Annotated in this window: 17 protein-coding genes; 6 read left to right on the forward strand and 11 right to left on the reverse strand. The window is 48.1% G+C overall.

The window, feature by feature from the left end; translation table 11 throughout:
* Positions 1-51 precede the first annotated feature (51 nt).
* The 9 genes from cobC to ACZ45G_RS22945 all read right to left on the reverse strand — a co-directional run bounded on the left by cobC (position 52) and on the right by ACZ45G_RS22945 (position 10,408).
* On the reverse strand, positions 52-648 hold the full coding sequence (cobC, locus tag ACZ45G_RS22905) for an alpha-ribazole phosphatase (protein WP_464172828.1): 597 nt from the start codon (positions 646-648) through the stop codon (positions 52-54).
* Positions 649-651: 3 nt separating this feature from the next.
* Entirely contained in the window at positions 652-1,776 is a 1,125-nt protein-coding gene (locus ACZ45G_RS22910; protein WP_464172829.1) for a DVU_1551 family NTP transferase, read from the reverse strand.
* Between the two features lie 238 nt (positions 1,777-2,014).
* Positions 2,015-2,881, reverse strand: coding sequence for a mechanosensitive ion channel family protein (locus ACZ45G_RS22915; protein WP_464172830.1), 867 nt, complete (start codon positions 2,879-2,881; stop codon positions 2,015-2,017).
* A 66-nt stretch (positions 2,882-2,947) separates the two neighbouring features.
* Positions 2,948-3,904, reverse strand: coding sequence for a cation diffusion facilitator family transporter (locus tag ACZ45G_RS22920; RefSeq protein WP_464172831.1), 957 nt, complete (start codon positions 3,902-3,904; stop codon positions 2,948-2,950).
* The gene (locus ACZ45G_RS22925) at positions 3,901-4,953 is read right to left on the reverse strand and encodes a 2-oxoacid:ferredoxin oxidoreductase subunit beta (RefSeq protein WP_464172832.1); all 1,053 of its coding nucleotides are present in this window, start codon (positions 4,951-4,953) and stop codon (positions 3,901-3,903) included. The genes ACZ45G_RS22920 and ACZ45G_RS22925 overlap by 4 nt, the downstream gene beginning before the upstream one ends.
* The gene (locus tag ACZ45G_RS22930) at positions 4,950-6,785 is read right to left on the reverse strand and encodes a 2-oxoacid:acceptor oxidoreductase subunit alpha (RefSeq protein WP_464172833.1); all 1,836 of its coding nucleotides are present in this window, start codon (positions 6,783-6,785) and stop codon (positions 4,950-4,952) included. Before ACZ45G_RS22930 ends, ACZ45G_RS22925 begins: the two co-directional genes overlap by 4 nt.
* On the reverse strand, positions 6,782-8,530 hold the full coding sequence (locus tag ACZ45G_RS22935) for an FAD-dependent oxidoreductase (protein ID WP_464172834.1): 1,749 nt from the start codon (positions 8,528-8,530) through the stop codon (positions 6,782-6,784). Before ACZ45G_RS22935 ends, ACZ45G_RS22930 begins: the two co-directional genes overlap by 4 nt.
* A 421-nt stretch (positions 8,531-8,951) precedes the next feature.
* Positions 8,952-9,179, reverse strand: coding sequence for a hypothetical protein (locus ACZ45G_RS22940; RefSeq protein WP_464172835.1), 228 nt, complete (start codon positions 9,177-9,179; stop codon positions 8,952-8,954).
* Positions 9,180-9,238: 59 nt separating this feature from the next.
* Positions 9,239-10,408, reverse strand: a complete 1,170-nt coding sequence (locus ACZ45G_RS22945) for a diadenylate cyclase (RefSeq protein WP_464172836.1) — start codon at positions 10,406-10,408, stop codon at positions 9,239-9,241.
* Positions 10,409-10,552: 144 nt separating this feature from the next.
* Between ACZ45G_RS22945 and ACZ45G_RS22950 the strand changes: the two genes are divergently transcribed.
* The 5 genes from ACZ45G_RS22950 (at position 10,553) to ACZ45G_RS22970 (ending at position 18,964) form a co-directional block, all read left to right on the forward strand.
* Positions 10,553-11,413, forward strand: coding sequence for a universal stress protein (locus ACZ45G_RS22950; RefSeq protein WP_464172837.1), 861 nt, complete (start codon positions 10,553-10,555; stop codon positions 11,411-11,413).
* A 191-nt stretch (positions 11,414-11,604) separates the two neighbouring features.
* Positions 11,605-14,256 carry a glycine cleavage system aminomethyltransferase GcvT gene (gcvT, locus tag ACZ45G_RS22955; RefSeq protein WP_464172838.1) on the forward strand — a complete coding sequence of 884 codons (2,652 nt, stop codon included), beginning with the start codon at positions 11,605-11,607 and terminating at the stop codon, positions 14,254-14,256.
* Between the two features lie 67 nt (positions 14,257-14,323).
* Complete coding sequence (locus ACZ45G_RS22960) at positions 14,324-16,768, forward strand: 1-acyl-sn-glycerol-3-phosphate acyltransferase (RefSeq protein WP_464172839.1); 2,445 nt, start codon at positions 14,324-14,326, stop codon at positions 16,766-16,768.
* Positions 16,769-16,946: 178 nt separating this feature from the next.
* A complete protein-coding gene (locus tag ACZ45G_RS22965; protein WP_464172840.1) occupies positions 16,947-17,579 on the forward strand; it encodes an Ada metal-binding domain-containing protein in 633 nt (210 codons plus the stop codon).
* Positions 17,580-17,689: 110 nt separating this feature from the next.
* Positions 17,690-18,964 carry an MFS transporter gene (locus ACZ45G_RS22970; protein ID WP_464172841.1) on the forward strand — a complete coding sequence of 425 codons (1,275 nt, stop codon included), beginning with the start codon at positions 17,690-17,692 and terminating at the stop codon, positions 18,962-18,964.
* A gap of 34 nt (positions 18,965-18,998) precedes the next feature.
* Here the strand turns inward: ACZ45G_RS22970 and ACZ45G_RS22975 are convergent, their stop codons facing one another.
* Both ACZ45G_RS22975 and ACZ45G_RS22980 read right to left on the reverse strand, forming a co-directional pair.
* Positions 18,999-19,451 (reverse strand): pyridoxamine 5'-phosphate oxidase family protein, encoded by a 453-nt coding sequence (locus ACZ45G_RS22975; protein ID WP_464172842.1) that lies wholly within the window; start codon positions 19,449-19,451, stop codon positions 18,999-19,001.
* Entirely contained in the window at positions 19,448-20,356 is a 909-nt protein-coding gene (locus tag ACZ45G_RS22980; RefSeq protein WP_464172843.1) for a PHP domain-containing protein, read from the reverse strand. Before ACZ45G_RS22980 ends, ACZ45G_RS22975 begins: the two co-directional genes overlap by 4 nt.
* Positions 20,357-20,552: 196 nt before the next feature.
* On the opposite strand from ACZ45G_RS22980, the gene ACZ45G_RS22985 reads away from it, so the two are divergent.
* Positions 20,553-22,490, forward strand: a complete 1,938-nt coding sequence (locus ACZ45G_RS22985; RefSeq protein ID WP_464172844.1) for a phosphoenolpyruvate carboxykinase (GTP) — start codon at positions 20,553-20,555, stop codon at positions 22,488-22,490.
* The last annotated feature ends 13 nt before the right edge of the window (positions 22,491-22,503 follow it).

A 22,503-nucleotide genomic window follows, 5' to 3' on the forward strand; every position in this document is an offset into this window, starting at 1 on the left:
CTGACCGGGGCTTTCAAACAGGGAAAGCCCTACCCCGTGTCAAATGGGAATCTATAATTCTCCCGGAACAAGATTGACCTCTTGAACCTGAAGCTTGTTTTTCTCATTTCCGATCATATTCAAACACCCATACTTCTGGGGGATGGTAAAGAGGTCTTTCAGATCCTTGTTCAGCAGGCTGCACAGGATCATCCGGTTTACCCCGGCATGGGCAACAATGAGAATATTGCCTGGATTTTCGGATGATATTCCATGGAAAACCGGAATAATTCGTTCATAAAGGTCGGAAAAGCTCTCTCCCAGGGGCGGCCTGTAACCTGTCAGGTCATTGCCCCTTTTTGTCCACTGGTCCGGATATTTCTCTTTTATCTGTTTAAATGTCTTTCCATCCCATTGACCAAGATCTATCTCCTTTAATTCATCCTTTACCGTGATCTGATTCATTTCAAGGCCGGATACAATCTTGGCCGTACGAACAGCCCTTGAAAGCGGGCTTGTGAAAACCCGGCCAATGTGAATCTTTAAAAAATAGTCTTGCCAGAAACCGGCCTGGGCAAGGCCTGCCCGACTAAGGCCCACATCTGTCTGGCCAATGAAGCGTTTTGTGGATGCACCCGTTATTTCACCATGTCTGAGTAAATAAATCATCTTCTATTGCAGAACCTCCATCATCTCTTTATTTAAAATTCTTGACAGCTTTTCCTTGATTATCAAGGCTGTTTCAAGTCTGGCGTTGATGGCCTCAACAGCGTCGGCATTGGTAGAGTAAAGCATCTTTTTTTCTTTGAATCGTTTTTCAAAATCCATGGCAAGCTGATCCTTGACCACAAGTTTGTCAGCAAAATAGACAATCTCTTTTTCATTTAAAGGAGTGGCGAGAGTTGTCCTTAAATCCATGTGCTCAAAAACGATATCTGCAACATCTGAAAATCCCATGTTTCTGAGGATCTCGGCACCTTTTACGGCATGGGCCGGTGCTTTTCTTGCGATGTCATGGAGAAGTGCTGCTGCCTCAATGAGATTCATATCAAACAGGGGCGGGTCATTATCAAAATTGGAGCCGATTTTGACAGCGATCTCAGCAACCTTCATGCAATGCCTTATGACGCCTTCATCGGCCAAGGGACTATTCTCAAGCAGGCAGATGCACTCGCAAGGTTCGGGGATGTTGATTCTTTCATGTTTTGTAAGCACCGCTTGGTAATCTTCCCGGGTATCCGCATCCATGTGAATCCCTTTGTCACACACCCTAAGATCCATGGCATTTTCTTCAAGATCTGAAAGGCAGACCCTCAGGCCCCCATCCTGGCTGAAGTTTTCAATTGTTTCCTTGAATTGGGTCGATATGAGCGGTGGATGGCCCCTTAAGCCTTCAAATACGGGGTAAATAACTTTTTTATTTCCACTCCTGTAGGCCCTGAGCATCTGTTGGATTGTATTTGCCCTGATGGCTGGAATATCTGCGGGCAGCAGGAAAAAGGCATCACACTCCTTATTTAAATTTTTAACCCCGGTCAAGATACTTGAAAACATGCCCTGGTGAAAGTCGGAATTGTAGATCCAGGTTGCCTCCATTGCTGCGATGCGATTCTCAAGATCCGCTGATCTGTGGCCTGTTATCACCAGAATCTCGGCTATGCCGTTCTGCTTGAACAAATTTATAGATGTTTCAAGGATGGATCTTTTCCCCAGGGGTAAAAGCGGTTTAAAGGCCTTCATCCTGGAAGAGAGACCGGCCACGGGAATGATCGCTGATATGTTCTTACTGTTTTTCAATGTAAATTTCCATCTCTTTGATTAACGCTATTAAAAGGTATAAAAAATTTGTTTGTCGTTTAAGAGACTCTGTTAAGGTCTGTTTTGGTTAAATGAATCTCATCCATTGAACCAAATCACAAAAACAGAAGTTGTGCAACACAAAATAATGTCTGCCTGCCGTGGCGACCGTTTTGATGGTGAAACAGTCCTGTGAAACGCTTATGATAACCGGAAAATCCTATCCTGCAAACGGGATCTACGTGTCTTTTCGTGAAGGTGCCAAATACTTTATTCCCTCGGTTTTTTCCACAAACAGCTGAAGATGGGGAAAGGGAATTTCTATGCCGGCGGCATCCAGGGCTTTCTTACTTTTTTCGGTGTATTCCCAGAAAAATGCATATTGCTCTACAGGGTCCTCAACCCAGAATCTTAGCTGCAGGTTGACACTGCTGGCATCCAGCCCCGTGACAATCACGACAGGGGAAGGCTTTTTCAGGATCCGGCCATCGCTTTGTGGCAGTGCCAGCAAGATTGCCCTTGCCGCATCAATGTCTTCCTTGTAGGCAATGCCAATTGAAACTTTAACCCGAATCCTTGGTGTCATTGTGTAATTGATAATCCGCTCCTGTGACATCTGCTGGTTGGGAACCACCACGGTCTCGTTGTCAAAGGTTGTCAAAACCGTTGTGCGCAAACGGATCTGTGTCACCGTCGCATGCATGTCGCCGATTACAATCCAGTCACCCTCCTTGAACGGCCTGTCGATGATGATGACAATCCCGGATATAAGATTTCCCACCGTGTCCTTGGCCGCAAAAGACAAGGCCAGCCCCATCACCCCGACCCCTGCCAGCAAAGATTTAATGTTAATCTGCAGCTGATCCGATATGGACAAAAAGGCAAAAATATAAATGCCGGTTCTGGCGCCCCGAAGCAGCAAATTGATGGCCTGCCGCTCAATTTTCATCCGGTTCAATGTGGCATCAAGGGTTTTTTGGATAAGTTTATTTGCCAGCCAGAACAAGAAGAGAAGAAGTAAGGCACTCATCAGATTCGGAATATAGCCGATGACAAGCGTGGTTATTTTCTGAACATCGATGGTGGTAAAAATTTTTGATACCATGTGTTTTCCTTTTCATCAAATTTGATAACGATGTGGAATGTTTTATTTCAAACGGAAGCGCTGGTTCTAAGAAGGTTCATCTGTGGGTTCAATCATCTGCGCAGGGTGGTAGTGCACATACACCTTGCGCAGCATTTCAAGACCGGATATGAGCTTGTTCTCCACTGTGCTGGCAATATGGTCCCCCTGTCTCACCGTCAAATCGCCATCAATGCCAATGGTCAGATTCACCACCAGGTAGGGACCGAACCTGTGTGCATGGATGTCTTCGATGGCTTTAATTTCCCCCACTCCATCAAGAAGGTCATAAATCTGAGCCGCAATCTCCTTGCTGGGAACATCGTCCATGAGATCTGAAGACGCTTCCCGAAGAATATCCATCCCTGTTTTCGCGACGATTATCGCCACCACAGCCCCTGCGACGGGGTCCCCCCAGGAGATGCCCAACAGGTTCAAAAGAATCCCAATCACGGCACCCATGGAAGCAAAAATGTCGTTTCGGTGATCCCTGGCCAGGGCTTTGATGGCCATATTATTAATTTTTTGGCTGATACGATTTGCGTGAAGCATCAGAAAAATTTTTGAAACAATCGTGGCCAGGGCGACCACCAGTGCAAACATTCTGATCCTTTGCTGGGGGGCCCCCACGAAAAGATCGAATGCTGAATTCACCGAATCCCAAAAGATGGCCGCCCCCGTGGTAATAACAAAGGCTCCCACCACCAGGGCCGCAATACTCTCCAATTGATGATGACCATAGGGGTGTTCAGAATCGGCAGGCTTTCCCGACAGACGAACAAAGATCTTGACCACAACAAAATACATAACGTCGGACACGGAATTGATGCCATCGGCAAGCAGCCCTTGACTATGCCCCAGAATACCGGAAAAAACTTTCACAACGGCAAGGATGGTGTTAAAGAACAGGCCGATATTAACAACGGATTCAGCGGCTCTCTGGCGCTCCTTGACCTCGGTTCTTTTACCCTTCAATATTTCAGGTTCCAATAGTTCAGGGGTCATCTATAGGTTTCAATCAATTCTTGAAGCGCCTTATCTCCGGGGCACAACTGTTTTTCTGTCAGGATATTCAGCGGGGTGTCCGTGGTCTTAAGGATTTCATGGGTGTCCTCAAGGGTTTCATTCAGATGGAGGATGCCCGTGAGCAGATGCCCCTTTTCCCGTTGTAATTCCAGTGCATCAATGGCCGCTCGCCGGGTGGTGACATTATGGGAATCATCGCTTTTGTGCAGGTGAAATACGCTCCCGTCATGAAAGGTAACCGCCTGGGTGGTACCGGGTTCATATTCAGTGGTGATTTCCTGCCGGGGGGGGATAAAGTCAAAGGTTGAGGTGGCGTCTATGTGGTCTCGAACCCACTGGTAGCTTTTGGTGGAGGTGGCGGTATTGTTAAAGGTTACACAAGGAGAAATCACATCCACCATACTAAAACCTCGATGGGACATGGCGGCCTTCAACAGGGGAACCAGCTGGGCCTTGTCCCCTGAAAATCCCCGGGCAACAAACCCGGCCCCCAGGGCAATGGCCAGCTCACACAGATCTATGGATTCAAATGGATTCGGCTGCCCTTTTCGGCTGGAAGACCCCCGATCCGTCGTTGCCGAGTCCTGTCCCTTGGTCAGCCCGTAACAGCCGTTGTTCATCACAATATAGGTCATGTTCAGATTCCGCCGGGCAATGTGGACAAATTGTCCCATGCCGATGGAAGCGGTATCCCCGTCACCGGAAACCCCCAGATACAGAAGATCCCGGTTGGCCAGGTTGGCCCCCGTGGCAATGGAGGGCATCCGGCCATGGACCGAGTTAAACCCATGGGATTTGCCTAAAAAATAGGCCGGTGTTTTGGAAGAACACCCGATACCCGACATCTTGACCACCCTGTGGGGCTCTAAACAAAGCTCATAGCAGGCCTGGATGATGGCATTACTGATGGAATCATGGCCACAACCGGCGCAGAGGGTGGAATCTCCCCCTTCATAATCGCGCCGGGTATACCCGAGATCATTCTTGGGAAGGTCGGGATGACGAAAACTGGAGCGGCGGGACTTCATTTTACACCTCCTTGATGGGGGGGGACTTGGGTGGATAATTTTTCTTGGATAGACCGGGCAATAAGGGTGGCCGTTATGGGCAGGGCATCGATATTGGTGATGGGGAACAATTTGTCCGGGCAAAACCCGCACTCGTTGACCAGAAGGGTGCGCATCTGACTGTCCCTATTTTGTTCGATGACAAATATCTGGTCATGGCTGTCAACAAAATCCATGACCTCATCCTGGAAAGGAAAGCCCCGAATCCGTAGTGTATTGACGATGATATCCTGCTCTTTCAGCTGGTCCACGGCTTCATAGGCCGCGTGGGTACTCGTTCCGAAAAAAACAGCCCCACAGGTGCCGGCCTTGTCCGATATTTTGATATGGGGCTTTGGGACAAGGGTTTTCGCCGTCTGCCATTTTCTGGTGAGCCTGTTCATACAGCGTTCATAGGCATCACTGTCCTCTGTATAAACAGCATATTCGTCATGGGAGGATCCCCGTGTAAAATAGGCCCCCAGGGTGGGGTGGGTGCCGGGAATTGTTCTGTAGCAGAGTCCGTCACCGTCACGGTCCAGATACCGACCCCAACGTTCGGTCATGGCTTCCAGCTGCGCCGCGTCCAGCACATTTCCCCGGTCATATTGCCTATTGTCATCCCATTCCAGGGGCAAGCAGACATGATCGTTCATGCCCAGATCCAGATCGCTCATGAGTATCACCGGACTTTGAAGCCTTTCCGCCAGGTCAAAACTGTCCGCCGACATCTCAAAACATTCCTTTGGATCACAGGGAAACAGCAGGACCTGTTTTGTGTCCCCATGGGAGGCATAGGCACACATCAGCACATCCGATTGCTGACTCCGGGTGGGCATTCCGGTGCTGGGTCCGGTTCTCTGGACATTGACCAGCACCACGGGGACCTCTGCAAAATAGGCAAGCCCTAAAAACTCACTCATCAGGGAAACCCCCGGGCCCGATGTGGCGGTAAAGGCGCGGGCCCCGTTCCAGGATGCGCCTATGACAATCCCCAGGGCAGACAGCTCATCTTCTGCCTGAATAATGGCGGCCTTTTTTTTACCGGATTCATCCAGCCGATACCGGCTACTAAACTTGTCAAAGGCTTCAATCACAGAGGTGGACGGGGTGATGGGATACCAGCCAGCCACGGTTGCACCGCCGTACACAGCACCTAAACCCGTAGCCGTGTTGCCGTCCATCAGCATATGACGGGTGAGTTTCTTGCTGCGTTTCACCGACAATTTGCAGGTATCGGCAAAATGTTGGGCCGCATATTCAAATCCCAATTCCAGGGCATGGATGTTCGGTTCTGCCAATTTGGGTTTTTTACTAAATTGCCGGGTGATGGAATCGGTGAGCACGGAAAAATCCATGTCCAGCAGATGGGCCAGGGCCCCGACATAGAGAATATTTTTGAGCAGCTGCCGGAGCTTTGGATTCTCAATTTCTCGGATGCAAATCTGGGTTAAGGGGATACCGATAAGGGTGATATCCTCCCGCAAAAAATCATCAGGGAGCGACCGGGTGGAATCATAGAAAAAATAACCGCCCGGTGCAAGATCCTCATAGTCCTTTTTCAGGGTCTGCCCGTTGACTGCCACAATAAAATCATACCCCCCCCGACGTCCCAGATAGCCCTGTTCATTGACCCGCACCTCATACCAGGTGGGCAGGCCCTGGATATTGGACGGAAAAATATTTTTCGGACTGACCGGCACCCCCAGCCGAAAAATCGCCTTGGCAAAAAGGTTGTTGGCACTGGCGGAACCGGATCCATTTACATTGGCAAACCGGATCACAAAGTCATTAACACCTTCAATTTTCATCATTTTTGCCCTGCCTTTGCTGTATTGTAGGTATATTTTTGCATGTCCCAGGCCGTGGTCGGACACTTCTCCGCGCAAAGTCCACAGTGAAGGCAGACATTTTCGTCCTTGACCATGACCCTGCCCGTGGGCAGCAGGTCCGAGACATACAGCGCCTGGGACCTGTTGTTGGCCGGAATGGCAAGAGAGGCTCGCAATGCATCCTCATCCTGGTTTTCGATAAAGTTGATACAGGTTGTGGGGCAGACATCCACACAGGCATCGCATTCGATACAATCCTTGGCGGAAAAAACAGTCTGGATATCGCAATTAATACACCGCCGGGCTTCGGTAAAACCGATTTTTTGGTCAAAACCCAGTTCAACTTCCATCAGCCTGTCCTTAATGGATTTAACCTTTGACACCATGGGAACCGCCTGCCGCTCCTCCTCGGAAACCTCATTGTGATACATCCAATCGTGGAGTCCCATCTTCTGACCGTCCAGGGTGGTAAAGGGAAGGGGTCTTTTGGTAAGGTCCTCTCCCTTGCAGTAAAGATCCATGGACACGGCTGCTTCATGACCATGGGCCACGGCGGTGATGACATTCTGGGGCCCGAAGGCGGCATCTCCTCCGAAAAAAATCTTGTCAACATTGGACTGAAAGGTAAGCGTATCGACCTGGGGCCTTCCCGCATCATCAAAGATAATCCCCACCTCTTTTTCAATCCAGGGAAACGAGTTCTGCTGTCCAACCGCAAGCAGCACCTCATCACAGGGAATAAAAACAAGCTTCGAATCAGGTGCCGGACCGCCGGGAGCGTGCTCAAAATTCATCCCGGTCAACCGACCATCTTCCACCACAAATTCTTTTGGCGAAAGGTACTCCAATATGGGGATATCCTCACTTATGGCATCTTCAATCTCCCAGGCAGAGGCCTTCATCCGGTCACGGCCCCCCCGAATAACAACCTTAACCGTTTCCCCGCCAACCCTGCGGGCGGTTCTGCAGCAATCCATGGCCGTGTTACCGCCACCGATAACAAGGGTGGTGAAGCCGGTTTTTTTGATGTGTCCGTACTGCACCGATGCTAACCACTGGATGCCGATATGAATAAAAGCCCCTCCCGCCTGCCGGCCCGGCAGTTCAAGGTCACGTCCCCTGGGGGCTCCGGTGCCGATAAAAACGGCATCATAATCCTTGTCCAGAAAATCTTTCATGCTGGAGATATAGGTATTAAAATAGGTGTTGACCCCCATATTGAGAATATAGTTTACCTCTTCGTCCAGAACTTTTTTGGGCAGCCGAAAGGAAGGCACCTGGCTTCTGATAAACCCGCCGCCCGATGCCTGGTCATCATAAAGATCAATGGTATACCCCAAGAGCAAAAGATCCCTGGCCACAGTGAGAGAGGCAGGACCGCCTCCAATCAGGGCAATTTTTTTTCCGTTTTTTTTCTTGGGAATTTTCGGCAACCGGTCCCTTATATCGCCCTTATTGTCGGCACAAACCCGTTTCAACCGGCAGATGGCCACGGCCGCATCTTCCACCCGGCCTCGCCGGCAGGCCGGTTCACAGGGCCTGTCACACACCCTGCCCAGAATCCCCGGAAAAACATTTGACTCCCAGTTGACCATATAGGCATCGGCATACTTTTTTTCAGCGATGAGCCGTATGTATTCGGGAACCGGGGTATGTGCGGGACAAGCGAACTGGCAATCAATCACGCAATGAAAATATTCGGGATCTTTAATGTCTGTTGGATTCAATTCATTCTCTCCCCTTTGTATCTGTTTTCATATTCATTCTATATTTTTAACCACAATATGGGGGATTGGAAAGCCTTTTTTTTAACAAGGGCATCCACAATTCCAATAATAAGCTCCCCCTTAAGCCGATCACCTTCCGACGCTTTTGGTCAAAACCGAAAAGAAACACTTTAATTTTTATTGATTTGTGCTAATCTCCGAGTGAACAATGGGATAATTTCGGTTCAATTATTTGTTGTGATCAAAGAGAAAAGCAATGTCTTTTTTTAAAAAAGTCCTACCAGAACCGCCTTCCGCCAGACATTCACTATTTCCGTTTCATCTGCCAACAGGAGGTCTTCAGAAATTATTACGGGTTTACCCCAACGAAGTCAAGCTCCTTTTGTGGGTTACAGCGATCCCGGTGTATCAACAGATGGTCTCAAAAGGACAGCCGATTACCCGATAATCCATATTCTATGGCGCAAAAACTGCTTCCTGACAGACAAAGGGCCTGTAAATAATCTATTTTGCCTTTTTCCGCCACCGGTGTCAGGAAAACCCCTTCCTCCCATGGCATCCCAAAGGACAGGGCATTAACGGCCTGTTTTTCTGTCAACATCAGATACTCACCGATAAAAAACGGCTTGGGGTCTGCATCTGTTGCCACCCAAACCGGGGAGAACACCTCCTGGCAGGGTCCGTCCCAAACCCGGATTTCGCCATTGACTATTCTTTTTTGACCAAGGTAATTTCAACCTTGGAGGGGGTAATATTAACCACCTGGACCCTGTTGTTGGGAAGATTTATATTGCGAGGATTCATATTGTAAGAGGAAACCCCGGGCTGTGCGGATAATAACTCCATAAAAGCATTGCTGTTATTCTCATTGAGCAAACTGACATCTTTTCTCAATCCCCGGCAGGTTATGATAATTTTCTGATCAAGGGGTTGGGCCACCACAAGATTGGCCGGTATATTTTTATACCGCATGGATATCTCAATCTCCCTTTCAAAATTCTGCTGACCGGCAAGAACCAGCCACAGAACAAAAACCGCCGTAAAAATAATGGCCTTAATTTTATAGCGCCGGGTAAACCAGAATTTTATGGTTTCTTTTATGCTGTGGTGCTGCTCTTTTTGTTCAGGGGTCATCCCAGCCAAGAGTGTTGATAAGGCTTCTGGGTCCTCGATTTTTTGAATGGTTTTATTCATAAAAACAGAGATTTCCCCTCTTTCTTCAGAAACGATCAGAACGCCTGCATCACATTGTTCTGAGAGTCCCAGGGCGGCCCGATGCCTCGTTCCCCATTCCTGGGGAAGGTCTTCCCGAACAGACAGCGGCAGATAACAGGAAGTCTTTATAATTTTCCCGTTTGAAATTAAGATTCCACCGTCATGGAGGGGAGATTCTTTATTAAAAATGGAATATAAAATTTCAGGAAGGGGGTCACATTCCATGACAATACCCTTGGTGATCAAGTCAAAGACCCGTTCAGACCGTTCAAAAACAATAACCGCACCCAGTTTTTTTTTAGCAGCTGCAAAGGCCCAATTGACAAGTCCGGGGATCCAGTCGTTTGATATTGATTCCTGCCTTATCCCAAATATTTTCAGCGGATTAAACCGTTCGAGTATCTGGCGAATTTCTTTTTGAAACAAAATAATCAAAAGAATGACAAACACCTGCCATAATATCTGGAAGACCCATGTGGTCAAAAAAAGCCCCCATGCGTTGGCGATAATAAAAACACCACTCAACGCAACAATCCCGACAATGGCTTTGAAGGCTTGTGTTCCCCAGAACCAGACATAAAATTGATACGCGATGATGGTGATAAAAAGGATATCCAGCATATCCGGCAATCTGATGTTGGATAATATTGCCCATAAATTCATATTTCCCCCTCCCCAATGTATCGCCAAACATTACCATGCTTTGTTTTTCCTTGCCACTTAAAAACCGAACGTGTTACTCTCTTAACCTTCAGGGGTCACAGGACAATTTGATACCAAGTGTATAATTTTTCATGGGAGGTCACAATGGATAGACATTTTTTAATTGCTGTTTCTGAAAAAAAAAGTGCACTCTTTGGCGTCCAGTTTGTCGCAAATTTCTTTTCTGATAAAAAAAATATCAAGTCCACCTTGTTTTATTCCCTTGCCAAACCTCCGGCTGTATGGGGAAAGGAAAGAAACTTTGAAACAGACCGCCGGCAAAAAGAACAGGAAAAAAAGGCCGCAGCCATAGGGGAAAAAGCCCTTTCAGATGCCAGAAAAGAGTTTGCCAGCCTGGGATTTTCTCCTGATAATATTTTCTCAAAACTCAAAAAAAGAGAATTTTCCACAGTAGGCGAGATCATCCAGGAAGGCGAAAAAGGGAATTATGATGCAGTTGTTGTCGGGCGCAGAGGCCTGTCAATGCTGCAAGAGGCATTTGAGCAAAGTTTCAGCACGGATCTTTTCAATCAATCTTTTACATTTCCGGTCTGGCTTTGCCAGTCATCCCATTCCGATAGAAAAAATGTTCTTCTTTACCTTGACGGGTCGGAAACATCGTTTCGGATGGCCGATCACGTGGGGTTTGTTGTGGGGCTGGAAAAACAACATCGTGTGGATATTTTGATTTCCCAAGAAATGACCGATGCAAACTCCATACTGAAAAAAAGCAGGGAAATCCTGCTCGGACACGGAGTGCCCGAAGAATTGATTCGAAACCCGCTATCGTCATCAAGCGATGCTGCAAAAGAAATCCTTGATGCCGTGGATAAAGAACAATATGCCGCAGTGGCCCTGGGCCGCTCTGGAAAGGAAAAAAATCTTTTCATGCGCCTTTTCAAAGGCCCGGTCTGCTCAACACTCTTTAAGGAACTTAAGGATGCAGCCCTTTGGATTTGTTATTAAACCAAGTTTTTTTACATTAACGTAGACAGTCCCAACACACCCACAGTTTTCCATTCCCCTTTTTATGGAATTTTCGAGATTGCCCCTGCCCGAACCTGTTAATTATTGACAGACCCTTAAGTTTGGACTACGGTTTTCTATTTTAATGATAATACAAGAATCAATAATACACTATATGTGTGGGAGCCCTTATGAGCGAACTGCTGAGAACCATATTTTTTGAAAAACACCAGGCACTTTCCGGAACCCTGGTCGAATTCGGCGGATGGGAAATGCCCATTCAATATCCAGACGGCATCATCAAAGAACATATGGACTGCCGACAGCGAGCTGGTATCTTTGATGTATCCCACATGGGCAGACTTATCTTTAAAGGTCAGGACACCCTGGCCTTTTTACAGCATGTACTGACCAATAATGCCGCCGCCCTTGATCTCTTTGAAAGCCAGTATACCCTTATCCAGAATGAGGCCGGGGGCGCCATTGACGACGCCTATCTATACCGGTTTAAAACAGATGAATATCTTCTGGTGGTCAATGCCTCCAACCGGGAAAAAGATCTGGCCCATTTCCGAAGCCACCTCAAAGATTTCCCGGAAGTCACGATGGTGGATCAAACCTTTGAAACCGCCATGATCTCCCTCCAGGGACCGGCCTCAAAAACCATTATTGAAAAGATCATCACCCAGGGGAATTTGCCAGAACCGGCCAGAAACCACCTGGCCACAGTCCATATTGGATCTGCCCGGGTAGACCTTGCCCGCACCGGGTATACAGGAGAGCCCCTGGGATTTGAACTCTTTGTTGAAAACAGCCAGGCCCTCGAAATCTGGGATCGGCTTTTGAAAGAAGGGGCAGCACCCATTGGTCTCGGAGCACGGGACACCCTGCGCCTGGAAGCCGCTTTGCCCTTGTACGGCCATGAGCTGGGCTGCGACCATGAAAAAAATGAAATCCCCCTCTTTGCCTCCAAGCTGTCAAAATTTGCCGTCTCCTTTTCACCGCTGAAGAAAGCCTTTGTTGGGAAACAGGCCCTTCTAGCACAATACCAATCATTTAAAGCCATTGTGGACAGGCAGTTTGACAATATCGCAGCCCTGCCCCGGATGGTTATGCCCATCGCCGTTACGGGCAAAGGTATTGCCAGAGCGGGGTATCGGGTTTTTAAAAATGATTGCCATGTGGGGTATATCACCTCGGGCACCATGGTCCCTTTCCAGGAAGCTGCCGGCAGCGGGCTTGATTCAAAGTTTGAGGAAACACCCAAACGCAGGGCCGTGGCCCTGGCTCTTATTGACAGCAACCTGCTTGAAGGCGACATCCTGGAAATTGAAATCCGAAAAAAACGCTGTGCCGCTGTTGTGGTTCCCTATCACATGAGTTCCGAAGCCCCGCCCTTTGTCCGGGCCATTCCCCATGACCGGCTGGGACAAGCGAGCCTCCCCCCGGCCCAAAGGGATATCCCCCGCCAGGCAAAAGCCCTTGTGGAAAAGGCCCTTTCCAACCACCATTGGCGCCAGCAAGAGTGCATCAACCTTATTCCTTCGGAAATGAGCCAGTCATGGCTCTCACGGATGCTGTCCATCAGCGATCCTGTCAACCGGTATGCCGAGCACAAGGAGGTCAAGGCCTTTTCAGGAGAAAATGTATTTTACTACCAGGGAACTGCCTTTATCGAAGAGGTTGAACATCGGCTGAACCAGGAATTTCAGACCTTTCTGGGATGCGCTGCCGTTGAATCCCGTGTCATTTCAGGCCAGATGGCCAACACGGCATGCTTCAGTGCTTTGGTGGATTTTTTAAACCGGTCCAACCGAAAAAGCGAGCAGAGAAGAATTGGCAAAATCATGAACAACCACATTATCAAGGGGGGACACCTAAGTGCCCAACCCATGGGGGCCTTGCGGGACTTTGTGGCCAGAGATCCCAAGACTGAAAAACCGGCAGTGATCAATTTCCCGGTTTTAAAGGACAATCCCTATAAAATCGACATTGCGGCCTGTGAAGAGATCATCAAAAACCACCAGCCCGAGCTTGTGATCCTGGGCAAAAGTATGATCCTCCACAAGGAGCCGGTGGCCCAAATCCGGCAATTGGTAGATGCCTATGCCCCTTCATGTGTGGTCATGTATGATATGGCCCATGTACTGGGTCTTTATGGCCCCCATTTCCAGGAACCCCTCAAGGAGGGTGCCCACCTTGTCACCGGCTCCACCCACAAGACCTTTTTCGGTACCCAGCGGGGGGTGATTGCCTCCAATTTCACCCAGGAAGATCCCCAATATGACCTGTGGGAAGCCATTAAACGGCGAACCTTTCCCGGCAGTGTCAGCAACCATCACCTGGGCACCATGACCGGTCTCCTATTTTCCGCCTATGAGATGAACCATTTTAAGGAAGAGTATCAGCGACAGGTGATCCTCAATGCCAAAGCCTTTGCACTTGCCCTTAAAGAGGAAGGCATGGATGTGGCAGGAGACCCTGATATTTCCTATACCGAAACCCACCAGGTCATCCTCAATGTGGGATATGGCAAAGGGGCTGTGATTGCAAAGGAGCTGGAAGCAAACAACATCATAGTAAATTACCAGGCAACGCCTGTGGAAGAAGGATTTACCGCTTCCGGCGCCCTTCGCATGGGGGTTTCAGAAATGACCCGGTTTGGCATGCGAGAAGCCGATTTCAAAGGGCTTGCAGCCCTCATGGCAGACCTGATCCACCGACAGATCCCCGTGAAAGAAAAGGTGCAGGGTTTCAGGAAAAACTTTTTGGAGATGCAGTATTGTTTTAAGCCTGAAGATTTAGACATGGTATCCACAGCAATATTTGACGGATTCCAATAAGGGAGAGGAGATATCCTTTCCCCTCCCGATTCAGGGGATCGTTTTTACTTTTAAGGGAGCTGTTTTTTTGAAGAAAAAAAAATTTTCAATCTCACGGAGTGTTACCGGAAGAATCGCCTGGATTGTCAATAAAATCAATTTTGTCAACATGGCCGAGAAAATCGCCCTGTCCGATTCCGGACGAGATCTGGCAGCTCATTTTTCCAAGCTTCCGGAAAGCTGGACAGGGGCGCAAAAAATCAGTTCCCTTGCCCTTGAACTCACCCTGGCCCAGCTCAAAAGCAAAGGGGAGGAACCGGACAGGAACGAAATAGCAGCGCTGATCGAAGAAATTGAAATCCGGTATGACCGACAGATACATATTAACGCCGCCACTTCCCTCTCTCTTTTGTTTAATCAGGTTTTTGAACAACAAAACAAAGCCCTGCCCTTTACCTCCATGGACGGCAGAGATCTTGCCCACCTAGATAAACTCAAGGAATACAAGAAAAAAGGGTTTGGGGTTGTTTATCTGATCAATCATTCCTCCCATTTGGATGAATTTCTTTTGATTATTTTATGGCAGCACCTGGGCCTTGGGTTGCCGGTATTTGCGGCAGGGCAAAACATGATGGCCATAAAAAGCATTGCATCAATTCTAATGGCCGGGTCCTATGTTGTCCTTCGCCATGGTGCTAACAAATACCAGATGACGGCCCTGTATAACTATTGCCGGGCCATCAGTATGACAGGAGAACAACAGGGCATCTTTCTCGAAGCCTGGAGAGGGGGGGCAAGAACCCGGGACGGAAGCCTGAGATATCCCAAACGACTGATCACCTTGCAGGGTGCCATTGATATTGACACAGCACTTGAAACCGATATTGTGATTCAACCCATTGCCTTGTCATTTACCGCGGTACCCGAAGACCTGCCCATGTGCTCACGGAAAAGCCAGGTGAGCTGGGTCAGGGGCCTGGGAGCGTTCAAAACCCTTCTCAGAATCCCCTTCAGCCCAAAATCCTTTTTATGGAAATCTGCAAAAAATCTCTATGGCCGTGCCTATGTAACGGCACCAGAGCCCTTTCTTCTCAGCGAACTAAAAGAACGACACAAACAAGACAAAAGCGGAATCCAGTTAGACGAATTTGTGGCACTCTCCGCCATAAACGCGATTGCCCGATCAAAGAAAATAATGGCCAGCCAACTCACGGCTCTGGGCCTGCTAAAGGCAAGAAGAAAGGGCCGGATGGATATGATCGAATCGGTTACCAATGAAATGAATGCAATACGAGACTATCATTTGCAAACATTTGGGGTACCCCCGGACTTTGAAGATTTCATATTAAAAAATTCCGTAAAGAATATTGTTGTCGACGGCCTTGGCGTGCTTGTCAGAAGAAAGATCATTAAACGCTGGCGAAAGGATAAAAACGGTCTCCCTGTTGTCAGGGATGAAGCAGGACTCTCCTATTATGCAACCCATGCCGACAGAAGACTGTATTCTCCCACAGCGGATCAGAATATTGTGGTGGTGGGAGCAGGCAACTGGGGATTTGCCATAGCATCGCTCATCGGCAATAGAATTTTAGAGGATAAACGATACGACAATGCCAGCCTGACAATCTTTGACCCCTGTGTCGAAGTTGCCAGGCAAATGGGCCGGGATCGGAATGGAAAAGGCCGATTCGCTGAAAAACTTTTGCCCAAAAACATATTTGTCACCAGTGATTTTTCAAGCGCCTTCAGAAAAGCAAGTGATATTATCATTGCCTCCAAACCATCTGACTTTAAAGAACAATTCAAAAAAATACTGGGCGTGTCTGAACAACCCTTTAAAGCAATGATCGCAACACGGGGATTTATACCGGATACAAATACCATTCCCTACCTGACCGCCCTTGACCTGCTAAAGGAATCTCGCAGAACAGAGATTACCCTTTACACCCTGACCAGCCCTTTTAATCCCGAAGACCTGGTTGAGACTCAATTAATAAAAGGGATTATCTCAGGAACAGATGACGGCACAGACCCATTGGCAGACTTGTTTGACACCCCTTTTGTGTCGCCCTTTATTTTACAGGATCCCATCGGTGTTCAGACCGCTGATATCCTGGCCAGAATCTATGCCATATGGTTAAATTACGTCCACAGTGCAGGCCTTGTTTCCACCAGCACCCAAACAGGATATCTCGTTGCCCAGATTGCGGATGAAGCCTGCGCCCTTGCCATTAATTTAGGCGGTCGCACCCAGACCTTTGAAGCAGGGAACCTCCCCTGGACGGCAACTTTTACAGCTCTTTGCCTTGAAGGTATCTGGCGAGATTTTGGTCAACGAGTGGGAAAGGGGGTTAAACGAGGCCGGGCCCCCCATAAAATGTTTTCAAAAATCCAAAAACAATATGAAAATGAGGGCATACACCTGCAATCTCTGCTGGATATGGAATCTGCCTTAAATTGCGCCGGACAATATTCCCTTAGCATGCCGGTTCTGGAAAAAGCTGTTGAAACCTTCAGGGATAAAAAGGATTAATCCACCGACTTGCAATCGTTGGGATACTGGTAAAAATGGATATCGCTTATTCAAGAACCATTATCTTTTGTACCCAATCCCTTGACAAAATTCCCCAAATCGCAATACAACCAATGGGCGTAAGGGTGAATCACTGTGCACAATTAAACTAAAACATTTAAACGAAAAGGGTTTACGCATGAAAAGTGTTATTGGCGGCTTGATAGCAATTATCCTTGGGATTTTCTTTTTCACACTATTCTTCCCAGCATTTTTAGACTTTTTAGCAGGTATAATCCCCCTATCCCTTATCATAGGTGGCGGCCTGGCCCTTTATCTTAAACATGGAGAAACAGCAACAGACACCTGGGACAAGAACAATATTACAAAGGGTCCTTCTCCCACAGCGCCCCCCCAAACATCACCAACAGCGACCAAGCCTGTTGCAACTGAACCTGTTGAGACCGAACCCGTTGAGACCGAACCCGTTGAGACCGAACCCGTTGAGACCGAACCCGTTGAGACCGAACCCGTTGAGACCGAACCCGTTGAGACCCAACCTGTTGAGACCGAACCCGTTGAGACCGAACCCGTTGAGACCGAACCCGTTGAGACCGAGCTTGTTGAGACCGAGCTTGTTGAGACCGAACCCGTTGAGACCCAACCTGTTGAGACCGAACCTGGTCCCCAATTATTTGGCAATACAGACTCACTTGTTTTTCACATGCCTGATTGTCGATATTCAACGAACAAACACTGTACTGCTATTTTCAATACCAGCGAAGACGCTATCCAGGAAGGATATAAGCCATGCGGGGTATGTAAGCCTTAACAACAACATATGAGTCTCAATGGAATCCCCCCTCCTTGTTCCAATGACACGCCATAATTTTATGATTTATTTTCATTGATTTTTCAGGTTTTGACTGGTACCCCTGCCCCATGAAAATATTTTTAGGCATATCATCCTTTCAAATACTGGCCATGTTCAGGCGAGGCCTTTTTTACAGTTACCTGACCATCTACCTGCGGCATTTCCTAGGCCTTTCCGTCACCACCACCACTTTGTTCGCCACCTTTCCCATGATTGTCAATGTATTGTCCCAACGCTATCTATGGGGTGTGCTTTCAGACAAATACCAAAAACGGAGATCCCTGATCGTCTGGGGAGAGATTCTGGCGGGGCTGGGCACCATTTTCCTTTGGTATTGCCATAGGATCCCGGCGGGAAAAACCGAGGCCGGCTGGGTGGTAATCCTGGGACTTTCCATCATTGAAATTTTCTGGTCCATGTCCAATATCGGGTGGAGTGCACTGATCTCCGACATTTATGCACAAGGAAACCGAAGCGCTGTGATGGGAAAACTGGAAAGCCTGGGAGGGGTTGGCAGGGTGATGGGCGTTCTTGCGGGAGGTCTCCTATACGACCGGATGGGAACGGCCTTTGCGGGATGGGGATTTTACCATGGCATCCTGTTCTGGATATCTGGAATCATCATGTTTGTGTCCATTTTCCCCATGTTTCTGGTACCCGAGGGCGGTATTGACAAAACACCTCAAAAAAATATAGAGTTCCCTATAAAAGATCAGATAAAGGATCAGGATAATTTTGTTCCCCCCGCCTTTTTTGTCTTTATCGCAGCCATGACACTGATCCATTTTGGAAGGAACTCCGTGGCCGTTACCATGCCCCAATATCTGTCTCTGCCCACGGGCCTTAACCTGTCCGCCATTACCCTGAGCCATGTGGTCAATATCCGGTCCCTGGGGATTATCATCACCGGCCTTTTCGTGGGCATCCTGTGTAAAAAGTTTGGAGAACGGCACCTTTTGGCCTTTTCTTCTTTTGCCGCAGCCCTGTCCCTTCTTATCCTGGGAATTTCAACCTCCCTTTATTGGATTTGCCTCAGTTCCTTTTTAATGGGATTTTCCGACGTCATTATCATTGCCGCCTCCTATGAACTGGCTGCCGCCTATATCCCGGCCCAAAAAAGGGGGCGGTTATTTGCCATCTTTAATGCCACTTTTTTCTTAAGCTGGGGCATGGCAGGGACCCTTATTGCAGGACCTATCACCGACGGTCTCATCTACCTTGGAAAATTAGAAACCTATGCCTATATGGCATCTTTTAATGCCTCGGCCCTCATCACCCTGTCAGGTGTTGTGGTCTTGTTTGCCCTTTTTCATATTGAAAAAAACCAAGGGAAAAAAGATTAGGTGAAAATGGATACGGTGAACGTATCCGCCACTATTACCCTTGTTTTCCCGTTATCCGGGTGATCGAAACTTTTATCAGGGCTGTCTTGTCCATGCTCTCTTTTGGGAACTCAAAACTCCTGTTGGAATACTGGGCCATGATCACGCTAAGGCCATGGGCTTTTTGTGTGATATCCTCTACAAAAACAGCTTCCCCTTCACCAATGACACTTTTAAACGCCATTCCCCACTCGCAGGCGTCTTTATTTTTCACAAGTTTTGTCACTTCATCAAACTCAAAGCAGACCTGGGGATTTTTTTTAAGCACTTCTATTTTCCGGCCTGCCAGGGCGGAATGAAAATAAATATGGGACCCGTCGTATCCAAAACTCATGGGAATCACATAGGGTTTATCTCCATCCACCATTGCCAGCCTGCAGACCCGGGATTGTTTGATAACCTCTTCAATTAAAGCCATATCTTGTATTTCTTTTTCTTTTCGCCTCATGGAATTGCTCCCTTAAACAGGTTAAATTCTGATTGAGATAACCCACTGACTCCCAGGGGACGCTCTATTGCATCATGACAATCCGATCCACCGGTCACAACGAGATTGTATTTTTTTGCCCAGGATTTAAGGAGGTCCTGGTGTTCTTGCGTATGCCCGGGGTAATATACCTCAAGCCCCTTAATACCGGCTTCAATAAACTCGGGTAAAATTTTTTCAACCACCTCAATGGGGGGCAGCACCTCTTTATAATGCCCTTTCCCGGGAAAAGAACCTGCGGCAGGATGGGCCAGAACCGCAACAACAGGAAGTCGTTGAATAATGGCAGCTCCCTGGGAGAGTTCTATGCCCGAGGGCAGGTAGGCGGGACTATCGTTGCCGATCACCTGGTTGATGATTTCCTTGTCCCCAAGGCCCAGTTTTTCCGCCAGGGCCAATGCAAAATGCCGCCGGGTGGCATTTGGGCTGTAATCGGCAATATCCTGGACGAGAAGATCCCGTTTCAACAGTGGAGACCCCCCTTTTGGACCAAATACCCGGTTGATCTGCGCCACCCGATCCCTGACCAGGCCCTCGCCCCTGCCCTGGGCCAGAATGGATTCAAACGCCTGGACAAAGCTGTCATCTGACAGTCTCTCCCGGGAAAAATAACACAGCATATGAAGGGATCCCGTGAAATAGGGGCGTTTAAACCGGATGGAAACCTCCACACCGGGGATTATCTCAATTTGGCTGTCATCTCCAGCCCTAAGGGCCTTTGTGAGGCCGTTGAGGGTATCATGGTCTGTGATACCCAGGGCCTTTAATCCCAGAGCTCTGGCCTGTTTTACCAATTTTTCCGGCGGAAAATCACCGTCGGAGGCGGTGGTGTGGTTGTGTAAATCTGCAAATATTTTTGAACCCATGGATATTTTCTCCCCCCTGGTCTGAAATTTATTTGTCATGCACCTGTTTTTATACAGCTTCTCCATATAAAAGGAAAAAGGTTTTTAATTATTATTTTTTTAAGATATCATTTGATTTTTATTTATTAAATGTTAGAAGAAAATAGCTCTTTTTTTTTTTGAAAATAACAATCCATCAAATAATACGGATAATGACATGGATATCTTGAACACTCTTGGAAAAATCAACTCACCTGAAGAAGCACTCAATGTTTTTAAACAAAAAATGGATGATACCCATCTGGCCCGGATATCAAAAATTGAACACCCGGAAATACTCATACGGATTGCCAATGCTATTTTTCTTTGCAACCCGGACAAGGTTTTTATCAATACCGGTTCCTCTGAAGATCAAACCTTCATAAAAAACCTGGCCATTGAGAAAGGAGAGGAAGCCCCCCTTGCCATGGCAAACCATACCATCCACTTTGATTTGGCGGGTGAACAGGGCAGGATCGTGGACCGGACCTTCTACATTACCAACCCCGGGGACCATATTTCTTCCCTTGCCAAGCGCATGGACCGAAAAAAAGCCCTGGATGATATTGGGGCAAGCCTGACCAACATCATGGAAGGCATGACCATGATTGTGGGATTTTATATGCGGGGACCTGTGGGATCACCTGTTTCCAATCCCGCCCTTGAAATCACCAGTTCCACTTACGTAAGCCATAGTGCAGAACTGCTTTACCGCAACGCCTATAATAATTTTCACAAAGAAGTGATCCGCCAGGGCCATTTTTTCACCAACCTCCATTCCGAAGGGAAAAACAGAACCCAGGATCTTCCCGATGCCAGGGTTTTTATGGATAGAAAATTTCAGACCACCTATAGTTATAACTGCACCTATGCCGGCAACACCCTGCTGCTGAAAAAAGGAAATCATCGATTTGCCGTGGACAAGGCGGTCTACACAAACCGCGGGAAAGAATTATCCGAGCATATGTTTATTACCGGTATACCCGGCCCTGGGAATCGGGTGACCTGGTGTGCCGGTGCTGCTCCCAGCGGATGCGGCAAAACCACAACTGCCATGGCCGGCAGCGTATTTGTCGGTGATGACCTGGCCCAAATGTGGATTGCCGATGACGGCAGTATCCGGTCCGTCAACCCGGAAAACGGAATCTTCGGAATTGTGGAGGATGTAAACCAGGAAGGGGACCCATTGCTCATGAAGGTTTTAAGGCATGAAGGGCATGAAGTCATCTGGACCAACGTCCTCATAGATGACAACAAGGTTCCCCACTGGGTGGGCAACAATGAGCCCTCTCCTGCAAAGGGCATTAATTTCCAGGGGGAATGGCAAAAAGGCAAAACAGATGAAGCCGGCTCCCCTATTCCCATGTCCCATCCCAATTCCCGCTGCACCCTGGCCTCAAGCTCCCTTGACAACTATTCCCCGGAAGCCCAGAATCCTGAAGGGGTTCTGACCCGGGTTTTTACCTATTCCGGCAGAGATGCCGACACCATGCCCCCGGTGTGGGTGGCACCAGATTCCAGCAACGGCGTGGTCATTGGTGCCTGTATTGTATCGGCGGCAACTGCCACAGAAGTGGGTGCCTCCGGGGTAAAACGAGCTCCCTGGGCAAATGCCCCTTTTATTCCCGGGGCTCTAGGTGATTACATGGATGCCCAATTCAAATTTTTTGGAAACCCCGCCATCCAGGAAGCCAACCAGCCTGTCATGGCCGGGCTCAACTATTTTTTAACGGAAAAAGCCCGGGGAGGCACCACCAACAAACTTCTGGGTGAAAAAAAAGATGTCAAGGTCTGGCTTGCCTGGCTTGAACGGTATGCCCACGCTGAAGTAGAATTTATAGGCACCCCCATCGGGAATCTGCCGAAATACGAAGATTTACAAAAATTATTTAAAGAAATTATTAACAAGGACTACCCGCGCTCTCTTTATGACAAACAATTTTCCCTCTATATCGACAACATTATCAACCGTATCGAACTGCAGGAAACTGCCTATGCCAAAGATGAGGAAATTCCCCAGGAATTATTTGAGATTCTATCCTCTCAAAAGCAGAACTTGATCGAATTAAAAGCACAAAAGGGAGCCATTGTAACCCCGGATAATCTGCCGGGATAGAGGGCAAAAACGA

The sequence above is a fragment of the Desulfoconvexum algidum genome (assembly GCF_055382125.1).